This window comes from Rhizobium sp. Root149 (genome assembly GCF_001427345.1).
Taxonomy (GTDB): domain Bacteria; phylum Pseudomonadota; class Alphaproteobacteria; order Rhizobiales; family Rhizobiaceae; genus Neorhizobium; species Neorhizobium rhizoryzae.
The window spans coordinates 280,759-299,013 of record NZ_LMGD01000022.1 but is presented as its reverse complement, the minus strand read 5'-3'; the positions used below and the strand labels follow the sequence as shown (position 1 = coordinate 299,013).

At 58.9% G+C, this 18,255-nt stretch carries 7 protein-coding genes; 3 read left to right on the top strand and 4 right to left on the bottom strand.

Annotated features, from left to right (window positions below; translation table 11 throughout):
- Window positions 1-439: 439 nt before the first annotated feature.
- Complete coding sequence (locus ASD54_RS19640) at window positions 440-8,926, top strand: glucoamylase family protein (RefSeq protein WP_062556232.1); 8,487 nt, start codon at window positions 440-442, stop codon at window positions 8,924-8,926.
- A gap of 416 nt (window positions 8,927-9,342) precedes the next feature.
- Here ASD54_RS19640 and ASD54_RS19635 read toward each other — a convergent pair whose 3' ends face one another.
- Complete coding sequence (locus tag ASD54_RS19635) at window positions 9,343-11,112, bottom strand: glucan ABC transporter ATP-binding protein/ permease (RefSeq protein ID WP_062556231.1); 1,770 nt, start codon at window positions 11,110-11,112, stop codon at window positions 9,343-9,345.
- A 254-nt stretch (window positions 11,113-11,366) separates the two neighbouring features.
- Between ASD54_RS19635 and ASD54_RS19630 the strand changes: the two genes are divergently transcribed.
- Window positions 11,367-12,107 (top strand): LuxR family transcriptional regulator, encoded by a 741-nt coding sequence (locus tag ASD54_RS19630; protein WP_062556230.1) that lies wholly within the window; start codon window positions 11,367-11,369, stop codon window positions 12,105-12,107.
- Window positions 12,108-12,236: 129 nt separating this feature from the next.
- Window positions 12,237-15,695 carry a pyruvate carboxylase gene (pyc, locus tag ASD54_RS19625; protein WP_062556229.1) on the top strand — a complete coding sequence of 1,153 codons (3,459 nt, stop codon included), beginning with the start codon at window positions 12,237-12,239 and terminating at the stop codon, window positions 15,693-15,695.
- A 217-nt stretch (window positions 15,696-15,912) separates the two neighbouring features.
- Here pyc and ASD54_RS19620 read toward each other — a convergent pair whose 3' ends face one another.
- The 3 genes from ASD54_RS19620 to ASD54_RS19610 all read right to left on the bottom strand — a co-directional run bounded on the left by ASD54_RS19620 (window position 15,913) and on the right by ASD54_RS19610 (window position 18,222).
- A complete protein-coding gene (locus ASD54_RS19620; protein WP_062556228.1) occupies window positions 15,913-16,674 on the bottom strand; it encodes an amino acid ABC transporter ATP-binding protein in 762 nt (253 codons plus the stop codon).
- On the bottom strand, window positions 16,671-17,351 hold the full coding sequence (locus ASD54_RS19615; protein WP_062556227.1) for an amino acid ABC transporter permease: 681 nt from the start codon (window positions 17,349-17,351) through the stop codon (window positions 16,671-16,673). The genes ASD54_RS19620 and ASD54_RS19615 overlap by 4 nt, the downstream gene beginning before the upstream one ends.
- 97 nt (window positions 17,352-17,448) lie before the next feature.
- Window positions 17,449-18,222 (bottom strand): amino acid ABC transporter substrate-binding protein, encoded by a 774-nt coding sequence (locus tag ASD54_RS19610; RefSeq protein WP_062556310.1) that lies wholly within the window; start codon window positions 18,220-18,222, stop codon window positions 17,449-17,451.
- Window positions 18,223-18,255 lie beyond the last annotated feature (33 nt).

Below are 18,255 nucleotides of genomic sequence, written 5' to 3'. Positions count from 1 at the left end.
GTAAATCCTTTCCTGCCGTTTCCAGATCGAAGGACCCTAAACGCCAGTCATTGTCGGGTGAAAATAAGTTGCTTGAAGAAGAAACATCTTGGTGTCATGGAACTTGGTGAAACGCAGAGAATTGAGGGCCAGGCCACGGATCTGGAACTTGCTGCGCGAAACAGGAAATGTATCGTATCCTATATTCCAAACAGCTGAATACGTTCAGGTTTCATTCATGCCTGTCCGGCTAGTGGCGAGAGACGTTCGTATTGGAGAGACCGTTGATTATCTGCAAGTCTTCCGCCTTCATGTGTCCTGCAATCCGGCCCGGAAGGTTGCCAATCCTTTGTCAGTCTCGTCGCTACCGTTCCCAATTTTGATGGTTTAACCGCGTACGCCTGACGGCCATTCGGCCAGCCGCTAAAGACAGCCCAACTCCTGATCAGAAGTCGACACAATGTCATTTCATAATACGCCCGCTTCCTCCTCGCGCGAAACCGAAGGCAAGCAGATCGATCATAATGAAGCGATCCGCGCCACTTACTTCAATGCCGAGGCTTTGCGGTCCTGTGGCGAGGCTCTGGCGCGCGATGGCGCGGCCACCTTGCCGGGTTTCATGAGTTTCGAGTTCCGCGAGCGGCACAAGGAGAATGAGCGCGAAATTCTGCGCGTCTACCGGTCTACGGCCAAGGATGTGGAAGCCGGTGCCACGATCACGCCGGCTGCGGAATGGCTGCTGGACAACCACTACATCGTGGAAGAAGCCATTCAGGAAGTCCGTCGCGACTTTCCGAAGAAGTTCTACCGTCAGCTGCCAACCATGCGGATCGGCTCGATGGAGATCCCGCGCGTTCTGGCGCTCGCATGGCTTTACGTGGCGCACACCCATAGCACGGTAAACCGCGATAACCTGACCGCCATGACGGAAGGTTTCCAGGTACATCAGTCGCTGGAAATCGGCGAGCTGTGGGCGCTGCCGTCCTTCCTGCGCTTTGTTTTGATCGAAAACCTGCGCCGCATTTCCATTCGCGTGGAAAAATCGCGCCGTATGCGCCAGCAGGCCAATGACGCTGCGGACGCGATCATCAAGCTGAACGATGAAGTGGCAAGCGCCGATCTCCTGAAAAAGATCGAGCCGCTGACCGAGGACAATACCTTCTCGACCCAGTTCCTCTATCGCCTGCGTAATGCGTCGCAGTCGCCAAGCTTTGCCATCCAGTGGCTTGAAGCACGCCTGGCAGCCGCTGGCACGGACACCGAAGAAGTGATGATGGCGGAGCAGAACCGCCTCTCCTCCGGCAACGTGACGATGGGCAACATCATCAAGAGCCTGCGCGAGATCGACGACACCGAATGGAGTGTCTGGTTCGAGGACGTCTGCCTTGTCGACAAGGTTCTGCGCGAGCAGAGCGATTACAACGAACTCGATTTCGGTTCTCGCAACTCCTACCGTAACCGCATCGAGAAGCTGGCACGCTACGCCAAGAAGACCGAAATCGAAGTGGCGAGCGCTGCAATTGCGTTGGCCCAGGAAGCCGCTCAGGCTCCAGTGCCCGATCCGCACAAGGCCAATGTCGGTGCCTTCCTGAACGGCATGTATCGGGAAGAGCTGGAGAAGCGCGTGGGCTATACGCCGACGCTGCCCCAGCAGGCGCTGCGGACGGTTCAGAAAATGAACTGGTTCGCCGTTGCGGCCCCGGTTCTTTTCCTGACCTTCCTGGCACTGGCCATTGTCGGCTTTTTCCTTGGCCATGCTGGCATGTCCTGGCCGGTGATTATCCTCTTCCTGCTGATGTTCTCGCTGCCTGCTTCGGAAGGCGCGACAGGCCTGTTTAATACGCTGGTGACCTATGTGGTCAAACCGGCGCGCCTGGTTGGCTATGAGTTCAAGGAAGGCATTCCGGAAGAGGCGCGCACGCTTGTCGTGGTGCCCTGCCTCATCACCAATCGCGACACGGTTGACGAGCTCATTCGCAATCTCGAGGTTCATTATCTCGCCAATCCGCACGGTGAAATCTACTTCGCGCTGTTGAGCGACTGGAAAGACAGCAATGTCGAACAGTCCGATGCAGACCTCGAAGTGCTGGAATATGCCCGCCGCGAAGTGGCGGCCCTCAGCGGCCGCTATGCCTTCGACGGCAAAACCCGCTTCTACCTCCTGCATCGCCGCCGCCTGTTCAATCCGTCGGAAGGCGTGTGGATGGGATGGGAGCGCAAGCGCGGCAAGCTGCATGAGTTGAACCTGCTGCTGCGCGGCGACAAGGATACGACCTATCTGCAGGGTGCCAACACGGTGCCGGAGAACGTTCAGTACGTGATGACGCTTGATGCCGACACGCGCCTGATGCGCGATGCGGTGACCAAGCTCGTCGGCAAGCTGCACCACCCGATCAACCGCCCTGTTCACGATGTGAACTCTGGCCGGGTCATTCATGGTTACGGCCTGCTGCAGCCGCGCGTGACGCCGTCGCTGACGACCGGCAAGGATGCCTCCGTCTTCCAGCGCGTCTATTCGATGAGCCGCGGTATTGACCCTTACGTTTTCACGGTTTCCGACGTATATCAGGATCTGACCGGCGAAGGCAGCTTTACCGGCAAGGGTCTCTACAATGTCGATGCCTTCGAGACGGCTCTTCGCGGCCGCATCGAGGAAAATGCCGTTCTCAGCCATGACTTGCTGGAAGGTTCGTTCTCCCGCTGCGCGCTCGTCACCGACGTGGAGCTGGTGGAAGACTTCCCCACACGTTACGAGGTTGAAGTTTCCCGTCAGCACCGCTGGGCGCGTGGCGACTGGCAGCTGCTGCCCTATATTCTCGATACCACCCGTGGCGTGACTGCGCTCGGTCGCTGGAAGATGATCGATAACCTGCGCCGGTCGCTGACGCCGATCGCCTGGTTCTTCGCGTCCGTTCTCGGCTGGTATTTCATGTCGCCGCTTGGGGCGCTGATCTGGCAGATCCTGCTGATCTTTTCGCTCTTCGTGGCACCGACCCTTTCGCTCATCACCGGTCTTCTGCCGCGTTCGACCGATATTGTGCCGCGCGCGCATTTCTATTCCGTCTGGTCGGATATCCGCTCGGCCAATGCGCAGGTCGCGCTGCGTATCGTCTTCATTGCCGATTCCGCTTTCATGATGATGGATGCGATCATTCGCTCCGTTTATCGCCTGTTCGTCAGCCGCAAGCTGATGCTGGAATGGAAAACCGCCGCCAGCGTTCAATCGTCCGCTCAGGGCAGCCCGCAGGCTTACTTCCGCTCCATGTGGCATGCGCCGGTCGCCGCTATCCTCGCCATCATGTTTGCGGCCCTGCCGGACGATAATGCCTTCCTCGTCGGCATTCCCTTTGCGCTTCTGTGGATCCTGTCGCCGATCGTCGCCTGGTATGTGAGCCAGTCTGCGGAGACGGAAGACCGTCTGTTCGTGCCGGAAGCAGTCTCCGTCGAGCTTCGCAAGATTTCCCGTCGCACCTGGCGCTATTACGAAGCCTTCACCACGGAAGACCAGAACTTCCTGCCGCCGGACAACTTCCAGGAAACGCCGGAGCCGATTGTTGCCAAGCGCACATCGCCCACGAATATCGGTGTCTATCTTCTGTCGGTTGTTTCTGCCCGCCACTTCGGCTGGCTGAGCTTCCAGGAAACGCTGGAGCGGATCGAAAAGACAGTCACGACCGTCGAAAAAATGGAGAAGTTCCGCGGCCATCTCTACAACTGGTATCATACGGATACGCTGGCGACGCTTGGCCCTCGCTATGTCTCGACGGTCGATAGCGGCAACCTTGCCGGTCACCTGATTGCTGTGTCGTCTGCCTGCCGTGAATGGGCAGAAGCGCCGTCCGCGCATCTTCAGGCCAATCTCGACGGTATCGGCGATGTTGCCGGTATTCTTTCGGAAGTGCTGAAGGACCTGCCTGACGACCGCAAGACGGTGCGTCCGCTGCGCCGCCGCATCGACGAACGCATCATCGGTTTCGGCAATGCCTTGGCCGCAGTGAAGCGCGAGCACGAGTTTGCCTCCATCCGCATCATCAACCTGGCCGTTCTTGCCCGCGATATCCAGAAGCTTGCGGCCAACCTCGACCACGAAGTCAGCTCCAACCAGACAGCAGAGTTGGTGCGCTGGTCGGAATCGCTGGTTGAAGCCTGTGAAGCGCATATTGCGGACACGACGTTTGACATGACGAATATCGAGCCGCTGCGCCAGCGCCTCATCCAGCTACGCGATCGTACGCGCCAGCTGGCCTTCGCCATGGATTTCACCTTCCTCTACCGGAAGGATCGTCGCCTGCTCTCCATCGGTTATCGTGTGGAAAGCAACGATCTCGATGAGGCTTGCTACGACCTTCTGGCCTCCGAATGCCGTTTGACCAGCCTGTTTGCGATTGCCAAGGGCGATCTGCCGACAGAACACTGGTATCGCCTTGGCCGTCAGGTCGTGCCGATCGGGGCCCGTGGTGCGCTGATCTCCTGGTCCGGCTCGATGTTCGAATATCTGATGCCGCCGCTTGTCATGCAGGAGCGTCAGGGTGGCATTCTGAACCAGACGAACAATCTGATCGTCGAAGAGCAGATGAACCATGGCCGCCGCCTGAATATCCCCTGGGGTATTTCGGAAGCCGCGTTCAATGCCCGCGATCATAACCTGAACTATCAGTACACCAACTTCGGTGTTCCGACGCTTGGCCTCAAGCGTGGTCTTGGCCAGAACGCTGTCATCGCGCCTTATGCCTCGATCCTCGCCAGCCAGTACAAGCCGCTGGAAGCGCTCGAAAACCTTCAGAAACTGCGGGCCGTGGGCGCGCTGGGCCGCTACGGCTTCCATGATGCGGTCGATTTCACGCCGACCCGTGTGCCGGAAGGCAAGCGTTGCGCCGTGGTTTTCAACTACTATGCCCACCACCATGGCATGTCGATTGCGGCCATCGCCAACGTCGTGAACAATGGCAAGCTGCGCGAACTCTTCCATGCCGATCCGGTCGTCGAAGCTGCAGAACTCTTGCTGCAGGAAAAGGCACCGCGCGAAGTTCCTGTCATGGGTTCCAAGTACGAGCCGGAAACGCCCGGCAAGGGGCAGGCCGATCTGCTGCGCTCGGAAATCCGCACCATCCAGAATCCGGCCGGCCGCGATCGCGAACTGATCCTGCTGTCCAATGGTCACTACTCGACCATGATGACGGCAACGGGTACGGGTTATGCCCGCTGGAACGGTTTGGCAGTCAACCGCTGGAAGGCGGATCCGGTCGAGGACCGCTGGGGAAGCTTCCTCTTCCTGCGTGATACGACGACGGGCCAATGGTGGTCGACCACGTCAGAGCCGCGCCGTGCGGAAGGCGAGAAGGTCAAGACCGTGTTCGGCGATGAGAAAGCCGAATTCGTCAAGACGGTCGGCACGCTCACCAGCTCCGTCGAAGTGATTGTCGCGACTGAACATGATGCGGAAGGTCGTCGTTTGACCCTGCTCAACCAGGGGACGGAAGATCGCTTCATCGAAGTAACCTCCTATATCGAGCCGGTTCTCTCGCATGAGGACGATGACAACGCGCATCCGGTCTTCTCGCGCATGTTCATTCGCACCGAGATCGGTCGGCGTGGCGATGTGATCCGCGCCTGGCGCAACCGCCGCAACCCGAACGAGCCGTCGATGCAGATTGCGCATCTGGCGGCAGACAATGCCGGTTCGTCGCGCCCGACAGAGTTCGAAACGGATCGTCGCCGCTTCATCGGCCGTGGCCGCACGCTTGCAGAAGCGGCTGCCTTTGATGCGGATGCGACACTTTCCGGCACGGATGGCTTTACGCTGGATCCAATCCTTTCCATGCGCCGTGTCGTGCGCGTGCCGGCAGGCAAGAAGGTCAGCGTGATCTTCTGGACGATTGCCGCGCCAAGCCGCGAAGAGCTGGATATTGCCGTCGAACGTTACCGTCATCCGGATGCGTTTGGCTCTGAACTGACGCAGGCCTGGACGCGTGTTCAGGTGCAAATGCGCCATATCGGCATCAGTTCGCAGCAGGCGGCAGCCTTCCAGCATCTCGGTCGCTACCTGGTCTATCCGGATATGCACCTGCGTGCCGATGCGGCCACGGTCAATGCCGGCCTTGCCTCGCAGCGCCAGCTCTGGGGCCTGTCGATCTCCGGCGACCTGCCGATCTTTACGCTGCGCGTGAACGACGAAATGGACATGGAAGTCGTCAAGGAAGCGCTGTCGGCGCAGGAATATCTGCGGTCTCGCGGCGTGATGGCGGATCTCGTCATCGTCAACGAGAAGCCAGCATCTTACGCGCAGGACATGCAGCATGCCATTGACCAGATCAGCGAAAGCATTCGCCGTCTCGGTCAATCGGAAGGCCGCCAGCAGGTGTTTGCCCTGCGCCGCGACCTGATGGACGAGTCCACGTGGGCGGCGCTTATTGCTGCCTCGCGTGTCGTGCTCCATGCCCGCAACGGCAAGATCGAGGATCAGGTCAACCGCGCAGTCTCGCTCTTCTCCGACAAGCGCGGCGTCGAAGTGGAAATGGACCGCCGTGCCCTTCTGACAGCTGCCGACTTCGGCACCGTGGCGGACGAGGCCGGTGCATCTGATCTCGATTTCTGGAACGGTTACGGCGGGTTCTCGACCGATGGTCAGGAATATGTCGTGCGCCTTCAGGGTGGGGCCGCAACGCCACATCCGTGGATCAACGTGATCTCCAACGAGCGCTTTGGCTTCCACGTTGCTGCTGAAGGTGCTGCCTTCACCTGGAGCCAGAACTCGCGTGATTATCAGCTGACGCCTTGGTCGAACGACCCGGTTATCAACCGTCCGGGCGAGGCGCTGTATGTGGCCGATCTGGACAGCGGCTCTGTCATGACGCCCTATGCGGCCCTGTCTCGCAAGCCCTCCGTTGCTTTCGAAGCGCGGCATGGCCTTGGCTACTCGGTCTTCCGTTCGGAAGACGAAGGTGTCGCCATGTCAGTTACGCAGACTGTGGACCGGGAACGTCCGGTCAAGTTCTCCAAGCTGGTGCTCAAAAACACCAGCGGACAGGCTCGCCGCCTGCGGGTCTATGGCTATGCGGAATGGATTCTGGGCAACAACCCGCAGCGGACGCAAGCCTTCATACTCTCCAGCAGGGATGAGGCGACCGGAACGCTGTTTGCCAGCAACCCATACAGCATCGATTACAGCAGCCACACGGCTCTGTTCGGGGCAGATGCTCCGGTTTCGGGCTTCACGACCAGCCGCCGCGAATTCCTCGGCCGCTTCGGCTCCATGGCAACCCCTGCGGCGGTCGCTGCAGGTGCTGCGCTGACCGGATCGTTGGAGCCGGACGGCGCACCGTGCGCGGCTCTCGCCTGCGATATCGAACTGGCAGCCGGTGAAGAGAAGACAATCACCTTCTTCCTCGGTGATTGTGGCAATCGCGACGAAGCGGCGGCCTTGGCCGCTGAAGTTCGGGGCGTCAGTGCGGATACGATTGTCGAAGGGGCAAAGAGCTTCTGGAACGACTTTACGGGTCGCCTGAAGATCTCGACGCCGGACAAGGCGCTGGATCACATGATCAATACCTGGCTGCCTTATCAGGCACTCAGCTGCCGCATCCTGTCACGCACGGCCTTCTACCAGTCTTCTGGCGCTTATGGTTTCCGCGACCAGTTGCAGGATACGCTGGCCTTCATGATGCATGATCCGGCACTGGCGCGTCGCCAGATCGTCACGGCTGCCGGTCGTCAGTTCCCGGAAGGTGATGTGCAGCACTGGTGGCTGCCGGTCACCGGCGCGGGCGTCCGCACGACGATTTCCGATGACGTGGTATGGCTCGCTTACGCGGCCGATCAGTACATCAAGACAACGGGTGATGTGTCTGTTCTGGACGAACAACTGCCGTTCCTGAAGGGCGCAGCTCTGACCCCAGGTCAGCATGACGCCTTCTATAAGCCGGAGATCTCCGAAGAGACGGCAACGGTTTATGAGCATGCCGCGCGTGCCCTTGATCTTGCCATCAAGCGCACGGGGTCGAACGGCCTTCCGCTGATCCTTGGCGGTGACTGGAACGACGGCATGAACCGCGTCGGTATCGGCGGTCGTGGTACCAGCGTCTGGCTCGGCTGGTTCCTGGCCGCAGCGCTTCGCCGGTTCCTGGCCTTTGCCGAACAGCGCGGCGATCAGGAGCGCATCGCCCGTTGGTCCGGCCATCTCGAAAGCTTGAAGAAGGCGCTGGAGACGGCAGGCTGGGATGGCCAGTACTACCGTCGCGGCTACTTCGACGATGGCAGCCCGCTTGGTGCCGATGGCAATCTGGAATGCGCGATCGACTCGCTTGGCCAGTCCTGGAGCGTTCTTTCCGGCGAAGGTGATCCGGCGCGCTCGGAACAGGCCATGAATGCGGTGATGAGCAAGCTCGTCTCCGAGCAGGATAGTATCATCCGCCTGTTCACACCGGCCTTTGCCTCGACGCCCAAGGATCCCGGCTACATCAAGGCCTATCCGCCGGGTGTGCGCGAAAATGGTGGCCAGTATACGCACGCTGCCACCTGGGTCGTGCTGGCGCTGGCAAGGCTTGGACGCGGGGACGATGCCTGGAAGGCCTTCCGGCTTCTGAACCCGGTCAATCATGCGCTGGGCAAGGATGATGCCGATCGCTACCGCGTCGAGCCTTACGTGGTGGCTGCCGACGTTTACGGTGCTGGCGACCTCACCGGTCGCGGCGGCTGGACCTGGTATACCGGTTCGGCAGGTTGGCTCTACCGTGCTGCCGTGGAAGGCATTCTCGGTATCCAGCGTGAAGGCGACCGCCTGTTCGTTCGTCCCGCCCTGCCCACCGAGTGGACCGGCTTCGAGGCGACGCTGACGCTTGATGGCAAGAGTTTTGCCATCAAGGTGGAGAAGGCTGCCGGTTCGAGCGAAGCGGCTGTCACGATCAACGGCACTGCGGTAGCAGGGAACGAGGGTTTTGTGATCGGCTGAGTGCCTAGAGCTGAAATAATGAAGCCCGGTCTGCTGATGGCAGGCCGGGCTTTGTTGTATCTGCGTTTTTGCATGATCAGCTTCAAGCTTCCGATGACTTGACGCTACCGAAGCACCAGCAGCGTTTCGACTCGCTGATCTTCTACCTTGGCGGGTCCCGTTACCGGTTCCGCTCCTCGCATAACGAGAGCGAAAGAAACATTGGTGTCGATAGCCCCGGCGCCTGCGTGGCCTGGAGAGAAGCGAAAAGCTTGAGATTGCTGTGGCTGCGAAGAGATTGGAAGATCGGGGACCGCGCATTGCACCTCTACAAATGATACCGTCCTGCCTCGAAGCCCTATGGTCTCATTTGACGAAAATAGAAAAGGCGGCAGGACAAGCCCGCCGCCTTCAATCGTTCCTTGCCTTCAAATGGCCTATGCCTGCTGCAGCAGTCTCTGTTCCAAAGCAGGCTTGTGTTCATCCGCCAGAATGCCGCTGGTCTTCAGCAGCGAGGCGAAGCGGCCGCCCATGGCGCTCAGTTCGTCGAAGGTTCCCTTTTCGATGATCCGGCCATGATCCAGGAACAGAACCATATCGGCATCACGGATGGTCGAGAGACGATGCGCGATAATGAAAGTGGTGCGGTTCTGGCGCAGGCGGTCGATGGCTTCCTTCACACGTGCTTCGGTTTCCACGTCGAGTGCAGATGTCGCCTCATCCAGTACCAGGATCGGAGCGTTCTTCAGAATGGCGCGGGCGATGGCAATACGCTGGCGCTCGCCCCCCGACAAACGATTGCCGCGCTCGCCGACTTCCGTCTGAAAGCCCGCCAGACGGCTCTCGATGAATTCCGTCGCGGCAGCTGCCTCGGCGGCGGCAACGATTTCCGCCTCGCTTGCCCCTTCGCGTCCAAGGCGAATGTTATCGCTGATGGAGCGGTTCAACAGACCTGCATCCTGGAACACAGTGGCAATGGAGTGGCGTAGCGAGCGGCGGGTGACCGTCGCGATATCGGTGCCATCCACGAAGATCGCGCCCTGCTGCGGATCGTAGACGCGTTGCAGCAGGTTCACCAGCGTGGTCTTGCCTGCGCCCGTCGGGCCGACGATAGCAATCGTCTGACCGGCCTTGGCGGTGAAGGAGACATCACGGACACCTTGCGTGGTATTGGCAAAGTCGAAGGAAACGTTGCGGAATTCCACCTCGCCGCGAACGGCATTCAGCTCACCGGCGTTGGCGGGCTCTTCGCGATCCTTCACCGAATCTTCAAGGCGGAAGAAGTCCTCCAGCTTGGAGCGTGCCTCGAAAATCTGCGTCGCAAACTGGCGCAGCAGATCCAGACGGCCGATCAGCAGGTTCGCAAAGCCGATAAAGGCAATGACATCGCCTACTTTGATCTCGCCACTGCGAACCAGAAAGATGCCGATAATGAGAATGATCAGCATGGAAATCGTTGAAGCCATGCGGTTCAGCGCGCTCGCAATTGCCCACCAGTCGAGAACCGGATACTGGGCCGAGAGCAGCCGTTCGGTGAAGCCCTTCAATGCCTTCGTCTCTGCCTCGATGCGGTTGTAGCTGTGCAGGACTGTCACGTTGCTGATGGAATCGCTGACATGCGAAAAAACGGTATGGTAATGGCCTTCAACGGAGGCTTGGCCTTCTTTCGTACGGTTCATGACCACACGGCCGATGATCCAGTAGACCACGCTCAGAACCACAAGCACCGAGCTCAGGCGCCAATCCATCGAGAAGGCGGTGGGAACGAGCAGCACGAGTGCGACGATCGTAGCGAGGTGCGTGCGCATGAATTCCAGCCAGAGGCCGAACAGCGTTTCGCTGGCGCGCAACAGCGTATGCAGCGCATTGGATGTGCCGCGCTGATGATGCCATGAAAGAGGCATGGAAACGATGCGGCCAAATGCTTCCGTCAAAAGGGATGCACGTCTGCCATGGGCAAGACGGTCAGCCTCGCGCGCGACCAGCACGTAGGCAATTGTATTGAAGACACCAAAGCCGCCCCACATCAGAAGAATGGGGGTTACGTCTCCCTGTGAAGAGATGGCGTCGATGATTCGACCGAACAGAATGGGTTCAGCGATCGTAATGACTGCCAGCACGATGTTAGCGATGACGACCATCGTGACCCGGAGGCGATGAGCTCCCAGGTATCTCAGGGCGCGTGCGTACACTTGAAACAGGCTCACGGCATTACCTCATGCTGATATCACATTTTGTTGCATAGCAGCCCGCACCTGTATGCAGCGTGAACGCGATCATAAACGGGTATAGAAAGAATGGGATGATCTGCAAGGCTGACATTGACACCCGGTGTCTTAATCTTCAATCAGGCGAGATCTACCCAAACAAATGCAACCATATATAAACAAATTTTAGGCATGCGCTCTTGGCCTGCATAGATCGGGAACTTGCTGGACATGCGTGATAATTGGGGGACGGAGTGAATATTCACTCGCTTGTGCAATTTCTGGCGATATCCCATGAAGCGGAAACCGCGAGCGAACTCGTGGGAGAGCTTGAATCCCTGCTTAATATCCATGCGTTCCGCTATTACGGTATCTGGTTTCACGACAAGGTCTTTGCAGATACGACCGATTTCATGCTGACGGGTCGGTGGCCGGCCGGATGGCGCAAACATTATGCTGCCCGGAAATATGCCTCCATTGATCCGCTGCGCCGGATGCTTGCCGTCACGCAGCGCCCATTTCGCTGGAAGGACGCCATTGCCGCGTATCAGGATGATCCGCAGCAAAAGAAGGCGTTGCGGCTCCTGCGGGACGCAGCCAAGAATGGTCTTTATGATGGGTATGTGTTCCCGATCTATGGCAGGACCGGCCTGATTGGTACGATGACCATCGCGGGAGAGCCCATCGACCTTTCTCCCGTCGAGATCTGCCTCTTTGAGGCCGTGGCCAGAAAATCACTGTGGCGATTGCTGGAATTGCGCGGCGCTGCAGCAGAGCTCGAAAAGCGCACCGCGCTGGAGGCGGATCTCACGCAGCGCCAGCTCGAGGTTCTGCGTTTGTTATGCGACGGAATGACATCGAATGAAATCGCCAAGGCGCTGGAGATTTCGAACCATACGGTCGACTGGTACATCAACGTCATTCAGGAAAAGTTCAATGCGCGCAACAGGCAGCATGTCATCGCGATGGCGTTCCGGGCGGGGATCGTGACGTGACTGGCGTAAGCTGACGTGAAACTGACATAAATTTAAACGATTCAATAAGACGGAAATTGCCATTCCGAAAAATGCCGCTAATGTTCCTTCGCAGTGCAACATGCACTGTTACTGTCGAGGGGGATAGCTTTGCAAATCCGGAAGATTCTTGTCGCCAACCGATCCGAAATTGCCATCCGCGTGTTCCGCGCCGCCAACGAGCTTGGCATCAAAACGGTGGCCATATGGGCAGAGGAAGATAAACTTTCGCTGCATCGGTTCAAAGCGGACGAGAGCTATCAGGTGGGGCGTGGCCCGCATCTGGCCCGTGATCTGGGACCAATCGAGAGCTATCTTTCCATTCCGGAAGTCATCCGGGTTGCCAAGGCGTCCGGCGCGGACGCGATCCATCCGGGATACGGCCTGCTGTCTGAAAGCCCGGAATTCGTTGAGGCCTGCAACGCTGCAGGAATCATTTTCATCGGCCCGAGGCCGGATACGATGCGCCAGCTCGGTAACAAGGTGGCGGCGCGCAACCTGGCAATTTCCGTCGGCGTTCCTGTCGTGCCAGCAACGGAGCCGTTGCCGGACGATATGACGATAGTAGCCAGGATGGCTGAGGAAATCGGCTATCCGGTTATGTTGAAGGCCTCGTGGGGCGGCGGGGGGCGCGGCATGCGTGCCATTCGCGATCCCAAAGATCTTGCCAAGGAGGTGACCGAAGCCAAGCGCGAGGCCATGGCAGCCTTCGGTAAAGACGAGGTCTATCTCGAGAAGCTCGTCGAGCGCGCCCGTCATGTTGAAAGCCAGATCCTTGGCGATACGCATGGCAATGTGGTGCATCTGTTCGAGCGCGATTGCTCTATCCAGCGCCGTAACCAGAAGGTGGTCGAGCGTGCACCGGCGCCTTATCTTTCCGAGGCGCAGCGGCAGGAACTGGCAGGCTATTCGCTGAAGATCGCTGCTGCTACGAACTATATCGGGGCTGGCACTGTCGAATATCTGATGGATGCTGACACCGGCAAATTCTACTTTATCGAGGTGAACCCGCGTATTCAGGTCGAGCACACGGTCACGGAAGTCGTGACCGGCATCGATATCGTCAAGGCGCAGATCCACATTCTGGAAGGTGCTGCCATCGGCACGCCGGAGTCCGGTGTTCCGGCACAGGCGGATATCCGTCTCAACGGACATGCGCTGCAGTGCCGCATCACCACGGAAGACCCGGAACAGAACTTCATCCCGGATTACGGGCGTATCACGGCCTATCGTTCGGCCGCGGGTTTTGGCATCCGTCTGGATGGCGGCACGGCCTATACGGGCGCGATCATCACCCGCTATTACGATCCGCTGCTGGTGAAGGTCACGGCGTCTGGCGGCACACCGCAGGAGGCCATCAGCCGTATGGACCGTGCGCTGCGCGAGTTCCGTATTCGCGGCGTGGCTACGAACCTGACCTTCCTCGAAGCCATTATCGGACACCCGAATTTCCGCGATAATTCCTATACGACGCGCTTCATCGATACGACGCCGGAACTCTTCCAGCAGGTGAAGCGCCAGGATCGCGCGACGAAACTGCTCACCTATCTGGCGGATGTCACCGTCAACGGCCATCCGGAAACCAAGGGTCGGCCGATGCCGTCCGCCAAGGCCCCGAAGCCGGTCGTTCCCTATATCGAGGCGGAGGTTCAGCCCGGCACCAAGCAGAAGCTGGATGAACTGGGGCCGAAGAAGTTTGCCGAATGGATGCGCAATGAAAAGCGCGTTCTTTTGACGGACACGACCATGCGCGACGGTCACCAGTCGCTGCTGGCAACCCGCATGCGCACGTTCGATATTGCCCGCATTGCGCCGGTTTATGCCAAGGCTCTGCCGAACCTCTTCTCACTTGAATGCTGGGGCGGTGCGACATTCGACGTCTCCATGCGCTTCCTGACGGAAGATCCGTGGGAGCGCTTGGCTCTGATCCGGGAAGGTGCGCCGAATTTCCTGCTGCAAATGCTGCTGCGTGGTGCCAACGGCGTGGGCTATACGAACTATCCAGACAACGTCGTGAAGTACTTCGTGCGTCAGGCGGCGAAGGGTGGAATCGACCTGTTCCGCGTGTTCGACTGCCTGAACTGGGTAGAAAACATGCGTGTCTCGATGGACGCCATTCAGGAAGAGAACAAGCTTTGCGAGGCAACGATCTGCTATACCGGCGATCTGCTCAACAGCGCCCGCCCGAAGTATGACCTGAAATACTACGTGTCTTTGGTGGAAGAGCTGGAAAAAGCAGGCGCGCACATCATCGCGCTGAAGGATATGGCGGGCCTCTTGAAGCCAGCCGCTGCCCGTGTGCTGTTCAAGGCACTGCGCGAGGCAACCAGCCTGCCGATCCACTTCCACACGCATGATACCTCGGGCATCTCGGCGGCGACTGTTCTCGCTGCCATCGATTCCGGCGTAGATGCCGTCGATGCGGCTATGGATGCCTTCTCCGGCAACACCTCGCAGCCGTGCCTTGGTTCTATCGTCGAGGCGCTTTCCGGCACTGATCGCGATTCCGGCCTCGATCCGGAATGGATCCGCCGCATCTCGTTCTACTGGGAAGCGGTTCGCCACCAGTATGCGGCCTTCGAAAGCGACCTCAAGGGTCCGGCTTCGGAAGTCTATCTGCATGAAATGCCGGGCGGGCAGTTCACCAATCTCAAGGAGCAGGCGCGCTCGCTGGGTCTCGAAACTCGCTGGCACGAAGTGGCTCAGACCTATGCCGACGTGAACCAGATGTTCGGCGACATCGTGAAGGTTACGCCTTCTTCCAAGGTTGTCGGCGATATGGCGCTGATGATGGTGAGTCAGGATCTGACGGTCGCGGACGTGGAGAACCCCGGACGCGACATCGCCTTCCCGGATTCGGTGGTATCCATGTTGCGCGGCGATCTCGGTCAGCCTCCGGGTGGATGGCCGGAGGCTTTGCAGAAGAAGGCGCTGAAGGGGGATACACCCTACACGGTTCGCCCTGGTTCGCTGTTGAAGGAGGCTGATCTCGATGCCGAACGCAAAGTGATCGAGGAAAAGCTTGGCCGCTCCGTCGATGATTTCGAGTTTGCCTCCTACCTGATGTATCCCAAGGTCTTCACCGACTTCGCGCTGGCTTCCGATACCTATGGCCCGGTTTCGGTTCTGCCGACACCCGCCTATTTCTACGGCATGGCGGATGGCGAAGAACTGTTTGCCAATATCGAGAAGGGCAAGACGCTGGTTGTCGTCAATCAGGCCGCCAGCGCCCCCGATGCTCAAGGTCTGGTCACCGTGTTCTTCGAGCTAAACGGCCAGCCACGCCGCATCAAGGTGCCAGACCGCAGCCGCGCTGCCACCAGCATTGCGCGCCGCAAGGCGGAAGCGGGCAATGCCGCACAGCTGGGTGCGCCAATGCCGGGTGTCATTTCTCGCGTGTTTGTCTCTACTGGTCAGAAGGTAAAGGCAGGCGATGTGCTGCTCTCCATCGAAGCGATGAAGATGGAAACGGCGCTGCATGCGGAGAAGGATGGCGAGATCACGGAAGTGGCCGTAAAGGCCGGCGACCAGATCGACGCCAAGGATCTGCTGATCGTTTATGCGGCTTGAATGTCGTTGATGTGCTGAGGCAGCGGGTTTTTTTACCCCCCTCTGCCTTGCCAGGCATCTCCCCCTCAAGGGGGGAGATCGAATCGCGGCTAGCCCTGCTTCCCTCGAAACGCCGAAGTTGATGCAATCGCTTGAACCCGTAAAGGTCGAGCGGTTGCTTCTTACCAATCTCCCCCCGTGAGGGGGAGATGTCCGGCAGGACAGAGGGGAGTGTAGACTATACACCAGCCGTCTGCGCGGCCGTCACGCTCGCCACAAACCGGCGGGTGCGCTCCTCACGCGGGTTCTGGAAGATATCGGCAGAAGAGCCAGCTTCGACCACGCGTCCCGCTTCGAGAAAGATAACACGGTTAGCGATGCTGGAGGCCAGCCGCAGGTCATGCGTTGCCATGACCATGGTGGTGCCTTCGCTCGCAAGCTTGGCCAGAACATCCACCACTTCCGCCGCCAGTTCCGGGTCCAGTGCCGAAGTCGGCTCATCGCAGAGAAGAACACGCGGCGAGGGAGCCAGCGCACGGGCAATTGCCACACGCTGCTGCTGCCCACCGGAAAGGGTGGCGGGCCAGGCATCGGCCTTATGCGCCATGCCAACTTTGGTCAGCAGTTCCATGGCGCGGGCTTTTGCCTTTTCCTTCGGCCATTTCAGAACCGTCACCAGCCCTTCCATCACGTTCTCCAGCGCCGTGCGGTGTGGAAAAAGCTGGAAGTTCTGGAACACCATGCCCGTCTGGCGGCGAATGCGCTGAATGGCGGCCCAAGGTGTTTTCTGACCTGGCATGAAACTCAACGTCTCATTACCCAGCTTCAAATTGCCAGCCGTCGGGATTTCCAGAAGGTTGATACACCGAAGGAGCGTGCTCTTGCCGCCGCCGGAGGGACCGACGAGCGCTGTCACGCTGCCTTCCGGCATGGAAATGCTGATATCGTTGAGGATGACGGCTTCACCGAAGCGTTTTTCGATATGAGAAAGCTCGATCATGTGTTGGCCTCCATCATGCCGCCATAGCGGGCAAAGCGCTTCTCCAGCCGAACCTGCAACGTGGACAAGACGGTACTCAACGCAAGATAGATGAGCGCTGCCTCGATGTAGAGGATCAGTGGCTCGTAGGTTGTTGCCACGATGCGTTGTGCCGCCTGAAACAATTCCGGCACGGTAATCGCCGCTGCCAGCGAGGTGTCCTTCACCAGCGAGATGAAGGTGTTGGACAGGGGTGGCACCGCCACGCGGGCCGCCTGCGGAAGAATTGTCCGGATCATGGCCTGCCGCCAGGACATGCCGATGGAGAAAGCGGCTTCCCACTGGCCCTTCGGCACGGAGGAAATCACCGCTCGGATGATTTCCGAACTATAGGCACCGATGTTGAGCGTGAAGCCGATCAGCGCTGCCGGGAATGCATCCAGCAGAATTCCGATGCTTGGAAGGCCGTAGAAGATGACGAACAACTGCACCAGAAGCGGCGTTCCTCGAATGACCCAGACATAAAAGCGGGCAATCGCGGAAACGGGCTTGGGCGCAAACAGCCGGGCAAGCGCCGTCAGTAGCCCGAGGATAAGGCCGAAGGTGAAGGACAGGAGTGTGAGGGGGATGGTAAAGATCAGCCCCGCCCAGAGCAGGGAGGGCAAAGAGTCTGCCATCAATTGAAGCCAGTGCGGCACGGTGTTCTCCTCGCAAAAAGGCGGATGCCGTTTCCGGCTCCGCCTGTTCACAGAATATGGAACCCGCTTCACTCAAGGAAACGGGTATGGGAGCAAATTACTTGGAGACGTCCTGACCGAAATACTTGTCAGATATCTTCTTGTAAGTGCCGTCGGTCTTGATATCTGCCAGTGCCTTGTTGATGGCCTGCTGAAGTTCGGATTCCCCCTTGCGGAAGATGATGCCGGAATATTCCGCATTGGCCTGCTCGGCGGCAATCTTTACCGGTGCGCCCGGCTTCTGCTTCTTGAAGTCGAGGAAGGACAAGCTGTCATTGATCGTCGCATCGGCGCGGCGCGTCAGCACGAGCTGGATAGACTGGTCGAAGCCATCGGTGCCGACCAGTTCCGCGCCCGACTTTTCAGCCAGCTTGCCGAAATTGCTGGTCAGGGACTGCGCCGCCTTCTTGCCCTTCAGATCCTCGAAGCTCTTGATCGAATCATCGCCTTCGCGAACGATCAGCACGGCCTTGGAGGCGATATAGGGCTCGGAGAAATCATACTTCTGCTTGCGCGCGTCCGTAATGCCAACCTGATTGATCACGACATCATAGCGCTTGGCATCAAGACCGGCGATCAGGCCATCCCACTTGCCTTCCAGAAACTGCGCCTTCACGCCCAGCTTTTCCGCAATCGCTTCGCCGATTTCAACGTCGAAGCCAACCAGCTTGCCGGAGGCATCATGGAAGGTGAAAGGCGAATAGGTGCCTTCCGTTCCGATTTTGAGAACGCCTGCCTGTTTGATTGCGTTCAGGTTTTCACCCGCCATCGCGGGCACAAAGGTGGCCGCCTGCACAAGTGCTGCGACGGCAAGAGCTTTAAGAAGCTTCATTTTTATCTCCTTGGGAATGAAGGGCTGCATATG